Raw genomic sequence first — 14,442 nt, 5'->3', positions numbered from 1 at the left:
TTAACGCTGACCGATGCGATAACGTTTTTCCAACCAAGAGAACAACGCTGCCAAACCTATGGTCATCACCAAGTAAATCAAGGCGATGGCATAATAAGGCTCTTCGTAAATCGAGAAGCGGCCTGAAACCGTACGCGCCACATATGCCAATTCCGCCACACCAATGGCAGACACCAAAGAGCTGTCTTTCAATAAAGTGATGAACTCATTGCCAAACGGCGGCAACATGCGACGGGTCGCTTGTGGCAAAATCACATGACGCATGGTTTGGGCATAATTCAGACCCAAAGAACGCGCCGCTTCCACTTGGCCACGGTCGATAGACTGAATGCCTGCACGGAAAATTTCCGTGATATAAGCACCCGCATTGACCGACAAAGCCAAAGCACCCCCGCAATCAATGCACCGTATTCTTTGCGCAACTCGCGCGCCAATTCACCACTGATCAGCCAACCATCAACAGGATTGATGAGGGCGACTGACCAAATAAAATGCCAAATAAAAATCTGCACAAACAATGGCGTACCACGGAACAAAGTCACATACAATAAAGAGACTGTACGCAAAAACCAGCCCAATGTACGCAACAAAATGTTGCCTTTTTCAAAGTTTGCTAAGCGACACAAAGCACCAATTAAACCAAAAACCGTGCCCACGGCCACAGAAAATGCGGTCAGACCTAAGGTATATTTCGCCCCGATCCAAAACATTTCGCGATATTCGTAAATGATATCAAAGCGAAAATCCATAAATCACTCCAACTGAAAGGATGTGTCCCGACGGCTACAACTGTGTGTATTTTGTCAATTTAGCCACATGAAACGTTAATATTATGCGAAGTTTAAGGCAATCTGTTGTCTGATGCTACCGATTTTAAGTATTGATTGTTGTGCATGGCGTCAAGCATCATGCTGCAAAAGACTAGCTGCAATTGCATATAGCGTTTAAAATAAAACGTTTTATCACCATAAAGATGCCGTATCGATATGCGAATTTGGTTGGGGCACACCGATGCCAAACTGTTTCAAAATGGTTGCGCTTTGACCATAGGCAATTTTGACGGTGTTCATTTAGGACATCAACACATCTTGTCACGCTTACAAAATGAAGCGGATGCGCGCGGCTTACCGGCAGTGGCGATGGTATTTGAACCACAACCGAAAGAGTATTTCGCTCGTCAACGTCAATTGGCTTTGCCACCACGTTTAAGCCCAATGCGCGACAAATTGCGCCTGATGCGTGAGCACCAACCGCGATTGCGAGGCGTGAATGTGCGCCGTTTTAACAGCGAGTTTGCGGCAATCGATGCTCAACGCTTCATTGATGACGTGTTGATTGGCCAATTGAATGTGAAATATTTACTGGTCGGTGATGATTTCTGCTTTGGTGCTAAGCGCCAAGGCACGTTTGATTTGCTCCAAGCACAAAATGCATTTGTGACTGAAAACACATCCAGCGTCATGGTCGAAAACACCCGTGCTTCGAGTACCGCGGTGCGTGAAGCCTTGCTCAAAGGACGTTTGGATTTGGCTGAACGTTTGTTAGGACATCCTTATCAATTGACAGGCAAAGTCAAACACGGCGCGAAATTAGGTCGCACATTGGGTTGTCCGACTGCCAATATTCATTTGCCTGTGCTGTCGTTTCCATTAAGTGGCGTATATGTGGTAGAAGTGACAGGCAATTTTGGCAAGCGCAGAGGCGTTGCCAGTTTTGGCTTAAATCCGACCGTGACCGACAGCCGCAATCAAAAATGTGAAGTACATTTGTTTGATTGGCATGAAAGTTTATACGGACAGCGTTTGCGCGTGGCGTTTTTACACAAATTGCGAGATGAAGCCAAATTTGACAGTTTGGAAGCATTACAACAAAAAATACACATGGACATGTCACAAGCAAAAGCTTGGACGCAGGCTTAAAAGTTTTACAGGACGCCTGTATAGATGACATATTAAATAGAACCACCAATATATAGAGAAAGTTATGACCGATTATCGAACCACCGTCAATTTATTGGATACGCCGTTTCCGATGCGCGGTAACCTTGCCAAACGCGAGGGTGCATGGGTAGAACAATGGCGCCAACAAAAGCGTTACGAGAAATTGCGTGAAGTGGCAGCTGGCCGTCCGAAATTCGTTTTGCACGATGGCCCTCCCTACGCCAACGGTGATATTCACATTGGTCATGCGGTGAACAAAGTTTTAAAAGACATGATTGTGCGCTCAAAAACTTGGGCGGGCTTTGATGCGCCTTATGTTCCCGGTTGGGATTGCCACGGTTTGCCCATTGAATTGATGGTTGAGAAACTGTATGGCAAAGAGATTCCTGCTGCCAAATTCCGCCAATTGTGCCGTGAATACGCAGAAGAACAAATCGCGCGCCAGAAAAAAGATTTCATTCGCTTAGGCATTATTGGCGATTGGGACAATCCTTACAAAACCATGAATTTCGATACCGAAGCGAATATCGTGCGCAACTTGGGCAAAATCCAAGAAGCAGGCTATTTGGTCAAAGGTGAAAAACCGGTTCATTTTTGTTTAGAGTGCGGTTCGGCTTTGGCAGAAGCAGAAGTAGAATACAAAGACAAAGTGTCGCCTGCTTTGGATGTGGCATTTGAATTTTTGGATGCGGAAGCAGTCGCGCAAGTGTTCGAGTTTTCAGGTGAGCAATTAGAAAGCGTGGAAGCGGTCATTTGGACGACCACACCTTGGACTTTGCCTGCCAACCAAGCCATCAGCGTGCATCCTGAATTGGCGTATCAATTGGTGCGCAGTAATACAGGCCGCGTGTTGGTATTGGCCAAAGATTTGGTTGAGTCCGCTGCTGCTCGTTATGGTTTCGAGAGTTTTGAAATCTTGGGTGAAACCGTCGGCATCAATTTGGAAAACTTGGAAGTCCAGCATCCATTCTTAGAAGAGCGCATCGTACCGATTATTGTGGGTGACCACGTGACTGCGGATGCAGGTACAGGCATGGTACACACCGCCCCTGCGCATGGTTTGGACGACTACAATGTGGGTTTGAAATACCAATTGCCGATTGATTGTCCTGTGATGAATGACGGTCGCTTCCGCTCGGATGTCTCGCGTGTGGCAGGCAAAACCGTTTGGGAAGCCAATGAAGTGGTGATTGAATGGTTGCAAGAAAACAACCGCTTGCTCGCATTCAAAAAAATGGAACACAGCTACCCACATTGCTGGCGTCACAAAACCCCAATTATTTTCCGTGCGACGGCTCAATGGTTCATCGCGATGGACAAATCAGGCCATGAAGGCAAAGTGTTGCGTGATGTGGCAATGAATGCGGTGGATTCAACCGAATTCTTCCCAGCTTGGGGTCGTGCGCGTTTGGAATCAATGATTTCAGGACGCCCTGATTGGTGTGTATCACGCCAACGCAATTGGGGTGTGCCTATGGCTTTCTTTGCTCACAAAGAAACAGGTGAATTGCATCCACAAAGCGCTGAATTTGTAGAAATCATTGCACAGCGCATCGAAAAAGAAGGCATCGAAGCTTGGTTCAAATTGGACAAAACCGAATTATTGAACGCAGAAGATGCAGCAGTTTACGACAAATTGCCAGACACTTTGGACGTTTGGTTTGATTCAGGTTCAACGCATTATGCAGTTTTGAAACAACGTGCAGAATTGACTTGGCCTGCGGACTTGTATTTAGAAGGCTCTGACCAGCATCGTGGTTGGTTCCAATCGTCTATGTTGACCGCTTGTGCCACTCAAAATCGTGCACCTTACAACCAATTGTTGACGCATGGTTTTGTGGTGGATGGCAAAGGTCAAAAAATGTCCAAATCCATCGGCAATGTGATTGCACCACAAAAAGTGAACGATACTTTGGGTGCCGACATCTTGCGTTTGTGGGTAGCCTCGACCGATTACTCAGGCGAATTGGCGATTTCTGACGAAATCTTAAAACGCACCACCGACAGCTACCGCCGTTTGCGCAACACGATGCGTTTCTTATTGGCGAATTTGTCAGACTTTGACCCAATTGAAAATGCAGTCGGTTACAACGACATGTTGTCGTTAGACCGTTATGCGGTAGTGTTAGCACGTCAATTGCAAGAGCGTTTGGTGGGCGACCATTACCCACGTTACGCTTTCCATTATGCGGTTCAAGACATCGTACATTTCTGTGCCGACGAAATGGGCGCGTTCTATTTGGACATTTTGAAAGACCGTTTGTACACCACACAAGCGAACAGCCGTGCTCGTCGCAGTGCGCAAACCGCGCTATACCACATTACACGCAGCTTGATTTTGGCCATCAGCCCGATTTTGTGCTTTACCGCAGAAGAAGCTTGGGAAGTTTTGGCTGGCAGCAATGAAGACTCGGTGATGTACCATACTTTGCACGAATTCCCGTCTATGCCTGAAAACGTAGAAGAAGAGTTGGTGAAAAAATGGCAAGCAGTGCGTGCAGTACGCGAAGCCATCAACAAAGAAATCGAAACCAAACGTGCTGCTGATGTAGTGGGTTCTTCTTGGCAAGCGGCAGTCAGCGTGACTGCGCCTGAACCAACTTACGGCTATTTGCGTGCGTTGGGCGAGGAGTTGCGTTTTGTGTTGATGGTGTCTAAAGTGACTGTTAACGAAGGCGAAGTTTTAAGCATTACTGTTGAAAAAGCCGAAGGCGAAAAATGTGAGCGTTGCTGGCATTACTTGCCAGACGTGGGCAGCGTTGCTGCGCATCCATGTTTGTGCGCGCGTTGTGCTGACAACATTGAAGGCAAAGGCGAAGAACGCTTGTTAGCATAAGCTGTCAGCGTTGATTTGAGTTGTCAAAAGCGTCCTGTAAAGTTTACAGGACGCTTTTTTATAATCGGGTAGATTTGAAATAGATTGGTTTCAAAATAAGCTACTCATGCACTGATACAATTTATTTGAATTTTCTAACGCAGGCCAAGACTAAAAAAAGTATTGTGTCAAAATACCGATGATGGTCATCGTACTGTCCCAATACATCTAAACATAAGAAAGGCTCAATCATGAAAAAGCTGATTGCATTGACAGTGTTTTTATTGGCGGCAAATGTTGCCATGGCGAATGAAACATGTAGCAGCAGTATCAAAAATCGTACCATTCAAGGCGATGTGCGCATCTCAGGCAGTTGTAGTTTGTCAGAGGTGAATGTGCGTGGCGATGTGATTATTTTACCCGGTGCGACTTTGACCTTAACCAACAGTGTTGTGGATGGTGATGTGGAGTCGCGCAATCGTTTCAAAGAAGTGGTGATGATTAAAAATACCATCAATGGCGATGTTGATTTGGAACGAGGCACTCGGGTGCGTTTGGTGGAAAATACGGTACACGGTAATGTGGATTTAGAATATACCAGCGGTGAAGCCGAATTCGACCGCAATCGCATCAGTGGTGATTTGAAAATAGACAAAGGACAAACTTCGCGTTTGAATGCCAATACCATCAGTGGCGATTTGGAATTGGAACGCAATACAGGACGCTTGTTGTTGTCAGGCAATCATGTCAGCGGTGATTTAGAATGCAAACGCAACTCACAAAATCCAACCGGCAATCAAAATCAAGTTACAGGTCGCAAGATGGGACAATGTAGCAATATGTAATCGGTTGTGAATGGCAACAAAAGCCTACGCACCATTTTGCTCATTACCGATGACCGCACCAACGGTCATCTCTGTATCGCGTTACGCCACATCAAACTCAACCAATTGGCCTCATCTGTGGCGTTTAGGAGACTCGATGGTTTTTCACCAACCAAATTTTAAATGACATCTTGATTGTCCATTGAAAAACCAACCTAACCAGCATCACACAAGATAAACAGCCTCCCAAATATTCCGGCAGCTCCAATAAGCTCTGATGAAATCTTGCCAGCGTTCACACGCTAGACAGCGTGATTTTCTTGCATCAATTGCTGCCATGCATCACCTAACTCTTGTTGCAAATGTTCACAAGACACCGCATCAATGCGATGGCAAGTGAATACTTTTTGTACTGCTTGTGGATGATTGGGTGCATACATTTTAAATTGTACGTGTTTGGCTAAGGGCTGATGATTGTGTCTAATATTAGGATAATCTTGTGCCAAACGCTCAAACTCATACTTCGATTGTTTGAGCTGTTGGTCTTCATTTAAAATGGCATCAGGACGCATGAGTGGCGTTTCTTTATAAAAAGCAATCATCTTGCTTTGCAAGGCACTGGCAATATGTACAATCGCCGTATCAACCGTCACCATACAATCCGCCATTTCAATCAATGCCGTGATATCCAAAACACCTTTAGATTGAAACGCTTTGACATGATTGGGCGTGGTGATGGCTGAAATTTTGGCATATTCACCAATTAAAACCACTTTATGCGCTGAGAAAAAAGCCAATATCACCGCAATTTGTGCCTCAGACAACCAGCGATCGGACTTACTCCCAAACGGGTTCAATACAATCAATTTAGAATTGGTATCAACCTGATGAGGCCATGCGGATTGTAAAAATGCCTGAGTATGACTTCGAACAGCGGCAGGAACAGAAACATCATAAGCATGTGGTTTGGCATGAATACCCAGTTTGGTATAAATACTTTCAAAAGAACGGCTAATATGCGCTTCTGGATTTCGATATGAATGGCTAATATTATAAGCTTTGACATTGCTTTTATTAAAACCCATTAACACAGGCGTTTTCATCCAAGCACAAAACCAAATATGCTCTGTTTTAGAAGACAATTTCATATCAATCACCAAATCAAATCGGTGTTGTCTGACATTTTTAATCGATTCAAAGACGTGTTTCCACGAAGCATCGTTATAAACAAAACTGCCTGCAACATAATCCTTATTTTCAATCATGCTCAAAGCTTGGGCTTTAGAAACCACATACACTTCATAACCATGCTCAAACAAATTGCGCAATAAAGGCGTGCTTAAGACCATATCGCCAATCAAATCATTGCGTACCACTAAAATTTTTTTAATATTTGAAACATCTTGAATGGTTTGTTTGGCTTTGATTTGATTCAATACCAATATCGGCAAAAAATACTTTAGTTTGAGCTTTAACGTTTTCAAAGCATAATTTCTTTTGCGATTCCATTTTTTCAACTCAGTTTTCATATTCTGTTCATCTATCTTGAAAGACAACATGTTATAAGCCAATATTTTAATTGAATGATATTCAAAAACGACAAAAAAAGCGTCCTGTAAATTTACAGGACGCTGTTTCATGATGATTATTTATTGATTTTGCAATGCTGCAATACGATTATCCAATGTTGGATGGGTACTCAACAAAGAGTCTTTTTCGCCACCAGAAATACCCATGGCATTCATTTCAGGCGGCAAAGAACTACCGCCACCTTTCAAACGCTCTAAAGCCGCAATCATTTTAGGCGCACCCACCAATTGCGCTGCACCTTCGTCCGCACGGTATTCGCGCTGGCGGCTGAACCACATCACGATGAAACTTGCCAAGAAACCAAACACCAATTGCAATACCATTTGAATGATAAAATAAGCCATAGAGCCATAACCTTGACCTTCTTCATCATCACTGCTCAAAGCGCTCGACACAATGTTCGCCACCACGCTCGCCAAGAAATACACAAACGTGTTCACAATGCCTTGAATCAACGTCATGGTCACCATGTCACCATTGGCAACGTGTGCCACTTCATGCGCCAAAACAGCCTCAACTTCATCACGCGTCATGCTGTGCATCAAACCAGTGCTCACAGCTACCAAAGAATTGTTTTTGCTTGGACCTGTGGCAAATGCATTAGGCTCAGGCGCATCATAAATCGCCACTTCAGGTGTTTTCAAACCCAATTGACGGGCTTGATTTTCGACCGTATTGACCAACCATGCTTCCATTTCATTCGCAGGCTGCTCAATCACTTGTGCGCCAGTTGATTTTTTAGCCACCCATTTAGACATCAACAAAGAAATGATGGAACCTGTAAAACCCACCAAAGCTGAAAATGCCAGCAAGCCCATCAAATTGTTAGGATTGCCACTGATACCCAAAATCGAAGCAATGATGGTAATGACCGCCATCACTGCCAAGTTGGTTAGGATGAATAAAAATATTCGTTTCATATAATCCCTTTTTTTATATTTTCTTCAAAGAAGTGTGCTTGAAATCAAAAAACCATATTAAGGCAAAATGGTGTTTTTGTATCAAATTTAATCAATTTTACATACAAATGGACGCATATAGCGTCCATGATTTAATGCAAAAATTCTACATAAAATTGTCACAATTATCTGATAGGCCTCAAATACGGATCTGACCTGAGCCCAAAACAATCCATTTTTGATTGGTCAAACCATGCAAGCCCACAGGACCGCGCACATGAATTTTATCGGTTGAAATGCCAATTTCCGCACCCAAGCCATATTCAAAACCATCGGCAAAACGAGTCGATGCATTGACCATCACGCTAGCAGAATCGACTTCACGCAAAAAACGCTGCATATCAGCATACGAATTGGTGACAATGCTGTCGGTATGATGGCTGCCATAATGGTTAATGTGAGCCATGGCAGCATCCAAATCATCCACGACACGAATCGACAAAACTGGTGCCAAATATTCGGTGAACCAATCTTCTTCGGTGGCAGCAACAATGTCTTTCAGGACGCTTTGTGTGCGCTCACAACCACGCAATTGAACACCTTTGGCTTGATAAGCGTCCTGTAAACGTGGCAACACATCTTGAGCAATGTTTTGATGTACCAATAAGGTTTCCATGGTGTTGCATGTGCCGTAACGTGAAGTTTTGGCATTCAACGCAATAGACTGCGCCATGTCCAAATCGGCATCGTGATTGATGAACACATGGCACACGCCATCCAAATGTTTGATCACAGGCATGCGCGCCTCTTCGGTCACACGCTTGACCAAACCTTTGCCGCCACGTGGAATGATGACGTCAATCAAATCACTCAAACCCAACATCACACCCACAGCAGCTCGGTCTTTGGTTTCAAACAAGCGCACGCACGCTTCAGGCAAGCCGCTTTGCGCCAAGGCTTGGTAAATCACCTTCGCAATGGCTTGATTGCTGTAAAACGATTCAGAACCACCACGCAACAAACACGCATTGCCAGATTTCAAACACAATACCGCCGCATCAATGGTCACATTAGGGCGAGATTCATAAATCATGCCCACCACGCCCAAAGGCGCGCGCATTTTTCCCAATTGCAAACCATTGGGCAACGTTTTGAATTCGTCCATTTCGCCCACAGGGTCTGCCAAAGCTGCCACTTGGCGCACACCCTCTGCCATTTGCGCCACAGATTTTTCCGTCAAACGCAGGCGATCAACCATTGCCGCATCCAAGCCATTTTGCTCAGCGGCCTCAATGTCTTTGGCATTGGCAGTCAAAATATCGGCTTGCGCCTGCTCTAGCAAATCTGCCATTGCCAACAAAGCTTGGTTTTTTTGTGCTGTTGAAGCGGCTGCCAACACGCGCGAAGCGGCTTTGGCATCCACAGCATATTGGCGCACCAACGCCACCACATCTGTCATTTTTATCCCTTTTGATTCTTTAAAAACATTGCATCACGCACCAACATTTTTCAAAACGTCGCTGCGCTAAATCTTGTTCACGTATCCAAAAATACAGGACGCCACAATCACCCCACATCATGCCACATTCTTTGTCATTGCTGTCTAGCTGCAATAGCAAAACCCAATCATCTGCCGAGCCATGTTCGGTTTCAAAAAAATGCTGTGACATTTGCACACACAATTGCTCCATCCCCGACTGTAAATTGGTCGAGTGGCCTAATAACTGGTTGTAGCGGCCTGAATTGAGCTCATACACATGCTCTTCTAAATCACCCAATGACATCCATTGCTTGCGCGTCAAGCCAACTTTAGGCCATGCCACGCTGCTTTCATCGGGAAACGTGGTTTGTGGATAAAACACCGTATTGGCACTTAAAAATTGATTTTCTGACGCCAATTTTTCAGGCGGCACCGCAGGTTTTAATTGACTGATATCGCCATCAAAATAGCGTACAGCAAAATGCCAATAATCCTCCGGCACATTGCCCCAATGCTCATTGAGTGCATCATAGAAAAAATACAACCAACCTGAAGTCGGCAGCTTTTCGTCCAAATCCCATTCCGTCACTTCTGACAAATTGATTTGCGCCACAAATGCCAAAGGCTGCTCATACGCATGTGGCCAAGCGATGCTATCGGGCAAATCTGGCATGCCACCAATTTTACTGCCACCCACATTCACATGCACATACGGCTCTAACTTCATCTTGATGCCCTCGCTAAGCTTGGGTATCAAATGCGTCCACAATTCATTCAGCTTGAAAGCCTCGAACAAGCTGGCCATTTCTGCTTTATCCATACCGCCGCTCCTTTTGATTGCATCACACCATTTTTATCGTCAATCAGGTACAAACAACTGTTGCCAAGCCTGTTGCCAATGCGAAAGTTTGTGCGCATACGGCACAGTATAAGCAGGGCTGCTAGAAGGCAAAACCACTTGTACCATCGCCGCATTCAGCAATTGCCGCTGACCCAATTTCGCCGCCTGCTGTCCATTAAACCAAACTTGCTCAATACTGGGATATTGCAATAGCAAGGCGGGCAAATCATGAGTATGTGCTTGATGTATGGCACTGTCTAAGCTGCCTTGACGCTTGGCCTTGTCAATCACATCCCATAAAATCAAAGGCATTCGTTGTAGATAATCTATTTTGTCTGCATATTCAAAACTTTGCAAATCTACCCCGCAACAATCACCCAGCAATCGCCAAAATTGATTGCGTGGATGGGCGTAATACTGCTGTTTTTGCAAAGAAGCATCCCCTGGCAGAGAACCCAGAATCATCACTTTCGGCTCTGTACCAACAATCGGTTTGAACGATTGTTTCCATGTATCATCACCCATTAATCGATGGTTTGTGGCCATAAGGCTCTGTCTACTTGTGGAAATTGAGGGTTCATCGCTTGCAAATGTGCTAATAAAATTTGTAACACCATCACATCACGACCGCTTTTAGAATCAGCAGGAATCACATACCAAGGTGCATAAGGCGTTGCTGTTTTGGAGACAACTTGCGCATATTGATTTTGAAAAGCAGACCACAAATGGCGGTCTTCAACATCGCTCAACGCAAATTTCCAATTTTTCTCAGGAATATCTAAACGTTGTTGTAAGCGTTCGCGCTGGGTTTCTTTGGAAATATTAAGAAAAATTTTGATAATTTCTGTGCCTGTTTCACTCAACATGCGCTCAAATTCATTGATATGACGAATGCGTCGCACTTCTTCTTTCTCATCAATCCAACCTTTGACTCGTGTCACCAACACATCTTCGTAATGGCTGCGATTGAAAATCACCATTTCCCCATTCTTAGGCACCACTTGATGCACCCGCCACAAATAATCCCGTGCCAATTCAGTGCTAGTGGGAGACTTGAATGCTTCAACACGCACGCCCAAAGGATCCACGTTTTGAAAAACTGACCGTATGGTGCCATCTTTGCCCGAAGTATCCATACCTTGTAAAATCACCAATACTTTGCGCTGCCCTTCTGCATGCAGTTTTTCTTGCCAATCATTCAATTGTGAAGACAATGTTTGCGCCAAAGCTTGCCGCTCTTTTTTCGTTGGCGGCAAGCCTTCTTTCCATTGTGTTGGATGGTTTTCCCAACGCCATTTTTTCCTTGCATTCACTTTCAATTGTTGAACATCCAAAATCATGTTTTTTCCTTTCAAGTCACTGTCAGTTATAATATGCAGCTTGATGATTTACAGGCCGCTTAAAAACGGCAGGACCATACCAAATATGAATAAAAATGTGGTGATTTTGATTTCTGGCCGCGGCAGTAATATGCAGTCTATCGTAAATGCCAATATTATAGGCGCTAAGATTGTAGCCGTGATTAGCAATCGTCCTGATGCTGGTGGTTTGGCTTGGGCACAAGAGCGTGGTATTGCCACGGCAGTCTTGAATCACCGCGACTTTGACAACCGCGAAGCCTTCGATGCTCAGCTACAACAAGTCATTGATGCTTACCAACCTGATTTGGTGGTTTTGGCAGGTTTTATGCGCATTTTGACAGCAAACTTTTGCTTACATTATCAAAATCGCATGTTGAACATACACCCATCTTTGTTACCATCATTCAAAGGTTTGCACACCCACCAAGCTGCCATTGATGCGGGTTGTAAATTGGCAGGTTGCACGGTGCATTTTGTCACACCTGAATTGGATCACGGTCCGATTATTTCGCAAGGGGCAGTGCCAATTTTGCCTGATGACAGTGCGGATGATTTGGCGGCACGCATTTTGACTGTGGAACATCAATTATATCCACAAGCAGTGGCTGATTTTGTTACAGGACGCTTAAGTGTGCAAGATGGTAAAGTCATCAATGCGCAACCAACTGACGCACAAAACAAACTTTTGGCTTACTAAGCCAACCAAATGAAATAATTTGATTTTTCAAATGAAGGTGTGATAATGATGCAAAAATGGACCATGATGTTAGGTGTCAGCGCAGCGCTACTGAGCAGCATTGCAATGGCCAATGAAACCCAATTTCCCAATAAAGCAGCCTTAACGTATTCAGGTAATGGTGGCGTGACGGCCAACATGAATTTCAGCCGCAATGCCAATGCTTATAGCATCCAAACCATCTTCAAAATCCCGCTTTACAGTATGCAATTTGCCTCTAACGGCAGTATGAATGGCAACCAAATGGTGCCACAACGTTATAGCGACACCCGTCGCGGCAAACTGTATGCACAAGCCTTGTTCAACCACGGCAGCAAAACCATTACTTATGGCAAAGCTGGTCAAAGCCAAACTGCGCCTATGCGTGGTACGCCTATGGACTTATTTAGTCTGGCGTGGCAATTGGCTTTGAACGACGGCAAACTCACAGGTGTGTCACAATTTACCAATGGTAAAAAAGTGTATAACGAAAACACCAATATTCGTCCTAATGGCTCACAAAATGTGAAATTCAAAGGTCAAAGCCTGCCTGTCAACATGTACAAAGCCACTCGTGGTGGCGATGTCATGGAGTACGGCTTAGCACCTAGCATGGGCAATATTCCAGCTTTGATTCGTTATACCGATGATGGCACAACCTACCAACTCAACTTAACCGCCGCCACTTTAGACGGCAAGAAATACTAAATGAACAATCAACAATTAGTCCATACCGAACGCCTTTTGACCGAGATTCGTTTTTTCCAATCGCCTGCTGATGTGATTTTGTCGAAATTCTTCAAAGATCATCGCAAACTGGGTCGCCAAGACCGTCATGAGATTGCGGAAACCGTTTATGCGGCTTTGCGCCATTGGCAAAAATTACATGCCTTTTTTGGCAAAAAAGCACCTGTACGCTTGTTGGCATTGGGCGCTTTGGTCATCGCTCGCGGTGTAAGCATAGGCTCATTGAGCAGCATTTTAAGCGAAGACGAACGCCAAAAATTAAGCGACCTGAAAGCCGCTCGTGCAGGTTTTGCCGATCAATTACACACTGCCAGCGAATTGCCTGAGTGGGTAATTGAACGCATGCAAGGTCAATACAGCGATGAAGAAATCGTGACATTGGGACAAGCTTTAAGCCAAGCTGCGCCATTAGACACACGCGTGAACACCTTAAAAGGCAAACGTGAAAAAGTCTTGGCACAATTGGAAACTGAAGGTTTTAAAGCCCAAGCCACACCATTTTCGCCATGGGGCATTCGCTTCCAAGACAAAGCTGTTTTGAACAAAAACCCATTGTTCTTAGATGGCGTGATTGAAGTACAAGACGAAGGCAGCCAATTGTTGGCTTTGCTTTCTGGCGCCAAACGCGGTGAAGTGATAGTGGACTTTTGCGCAGGCGCAGGCGGTAAAACCTTGGCATTGGCAGCCATGATGAACAATACAGGCCGCTTGTATGCCATGGATGTTTCTGAAAAACGCTTGGCCAATATCAAACCACGTATTGCACGTGCGGGCGTGGGCAACATCACACCTCAACGCTTGGATCACGAGCGTGATTTGCGTTTGAAAAAATTGTGGAACAAAGCCGATCGCGTGTTGGTAGATGCACCTTGTTCAGGTTTGGGCACTTTGCGCCGCAACCCAGATTTGAAATACCGTCAAAGCCCACAAAGCATTGACGAATTGGTCGAAATCCAGCAACGCATTTTGGTATCTGCTGCCAAATTGGTCAAACGCGGCGGTTATTTGGTTTATGCCACTTGCAGTATTTTGGCAGAAGAAAACCAACAACAAGTGGAAAAATTCTTGGCCAGCCATCCAGAATTCAGCTTGGTTAATTGCAGCGAATTGCTGAACGGTTATAAAATACCGCTCAATACAGGCGAATATTTACAAATGAGCCCTGCAACCCACCATACCGACGGCTTTTTCGCAGCGGTATTGCAAAAATCTTCATCTTAGGAAACACAC

Annotated in this window: 12 protein-coding genes and 1 pseudogene; 6 read left to right on the top strand and 7 right to left on the bottom strand. The window is 44.8% G+C overall.

Features of this window, described 5'->3' with window-relative positions; all coding sequences use genetic code 11:
- A pseudogene (locus tag ADP71_RS01740) lies at positions 1 to 749 on the bottom strand (amino acid ABC transporter permease).
- Between the two features lie 237 nt (positions 750 to 986).
- On the opposite strand from ADP71_RS01740, the gene ribF reads away from it, so the two are divergent.
- The 3 genes from ribF (at position 987) to ADP71_RS01725 (ending at position 5,600) form a co-directional block, all read left to right on the top strand.
- Complete coding sequence (gene ribF / locus ADP71_RS01735; RefSeq protein WP_171460842.1) at positions 987 to 1,919, top strand: bifunctional riboflavin kinase/FAD synthetase; 933 nt, start codon at positions 987 to 989, stop codon at positions 1,917 to 1,919.
- Between the two features lie 64 nt (positions 1,920 to 1,983).
- Positions 1,984 to 4,776: an isoleucine--tRNA ligase gene (gene ileS, locus ADP71_RS01730; RefSeq protein ID WP_171460841.1), complete on the top strand. Its 2,793-nt coding sequence runs from the start codon at positions 1,984 to 1,986 to the stop codon at positions 4,774 to 4,776.
- 230 nt (positions 4,777 to 5,006) lie between these two features.
- A complete protein-coding gene (locus ADP71_RS01725) occupies positions 5,007 to 5,600 on the top strand; it encodes a DUF4097 family beta strand repeat-containing protein (protein WP_104931347.1) in 594 nt (197 codons plus the stop codon).
- 281 nt (positions 5,601 to 5,881) lie between these two features.
- Here the strand turns inward: ADP71_RS01725 and ADP71_RS01720 are convergent, their stop codons facing one another.
- The 6 genes from ADP71_RS01720 to ADP71_RS01695 all read right to left on the bottom strand — a co-directional run bounded on the left by ADP71_RS01720 (position 5,882) and on the right by ADP71_RS01695 (position 11,729).
- Entirely contained in the window at positions 5,882 to 7,108 is a 1,227-nt protein-coding gene (locus tag ADP71_RS01720; RefSeq protein ID WP_158667051.1) for a glycosyltransferase family 9 protein, read from the bottom strand.
- A 120-nt stretch (positions 7,109 to 7,228) separates the two neighbouring features.
- The gene (gene htpX / locus ADP71_RS01715) at positions 7,229 to 8,089 is read right to left on the bottom strand and encodes a protease HtpX (RefSeq protein WP_019959286.1); all 861 of its coding nucleotides are present in this window, start codon (positions 8,087 to 8,089) and stop codon (positions 7,229 to 7,231) included.
- A 178-nt stretch (positions 8,090 to 8,267) separates the two neighbouring features.
- Positions 8,268 to 9,527, bottom strand: coding sequence for a glutamate-5-semialdehyde dehydrogenase (locus tag ADP71_RS01710; RefSeq protein WP_104931345.1), 1,260 nt, complete (start codon positions 9,525 to 9,527; stop codon positions 8,268 to 8,270).
- Between the two features lie 19 nt (positions 9,528 to 9,546).
- Positions 9,547 to 10,368, bottom strand: a complete 822-nt coding sequence (locus tag ADP71_RS01705) for a YwqG family protein (RefSeq protein WP_104931344.1) — start codon at positions 10,366 to 10,368, stop codon at positions 9,547 to 9,549.
- A 39-nt stretch (positions 10,369 to 10,407) separates the two neighbouring features.
- Positions 10,408 to 10,935: a DNA-deoxyinosine glycosylase gene (locus ADP71_RS01700; RefSeq protein ID WP_237343033.1), complete on the bottom strand. Its 528-nt coding sequence runs from the start codon at positions 10,933 to 10,935 to the stop codon at positions 10,408 to 10,410.
- Positions 10,914 to 11,729, bottom strand: a complete 816-nt coding sequence (locus ADP71_RS01695) for a PPK2 family polyphosphate kinase (protein ID WP_019959289.1) — start codon at positions 11,727 to 11,729, stop codon at positions 10,914 to 10,916. Before ADP71_RS01695 ends, ADP71_RS01700 begins: the two co-directional genes overlap by 22 nt.
- An 85-nt stretch (positions 11,730 to 11,814) precedes the next feature.
- On the opposite strand from ADP71_RS01695, the gene purN reads away from it, so the two are divergent.
- The 3 genes from purN to ADP71_RS01680 are packed head-to-tail and all read left to right on the top strand — an operon-like array spanning position 11,815 to position 14,433.
- Complete coding sequence (purN, locus tag ADP71_RS01690; RefSeq protein ID WP_019959290.1) at positions 11,815 to 12,447, top strand: phosphoribosylglycinamide formyltransferase; 633 nt, start codon at positions 11,815 to 11,817, stop codon at positions 12,445 to 12,447.
- A 45-nt stretch (positions 12,448 to 12,492) separates the two neighbouring features.
- On the top strand, positions 12,493 to 13,173 hold the full coding sequence (locus ADP71_RS01685) for a hypothetical protein (protein WP_019959291.1): 681 nt from the start codon (positions 12,493 to 12,495) through the stop codon (positions 13,171 to 13,173).
- A complete protein-coding gene (locus ADP71_RS01680) occupies positions 13,174 to 14,433 on the top strand; it encodes an RsmB/NOP family class I SAM-dependent RNA methyltransferase (protein ID WP_104931342.1) in 1,260 nt (419 codons plus the stop codon). It begins immediately after the preceding gene.
- Positions 14,434 to 14,442: the final 9 nt, after the last annotated feature.

Source organism: Vitreoscilla sp. C1, assembly GCF_002951955.2.
Lineage (GTDB): Bacteria > Pseudomonadota > Gammaproteobacteria > Burkholderiales > Neisseriaceae > Vitreoscilla > Vitreoscilla stercoraria.
Note: the sequence above shows the minus strand (reverse complement) of the source record. Positions and strands in the feature narration are given on the sequence as shown.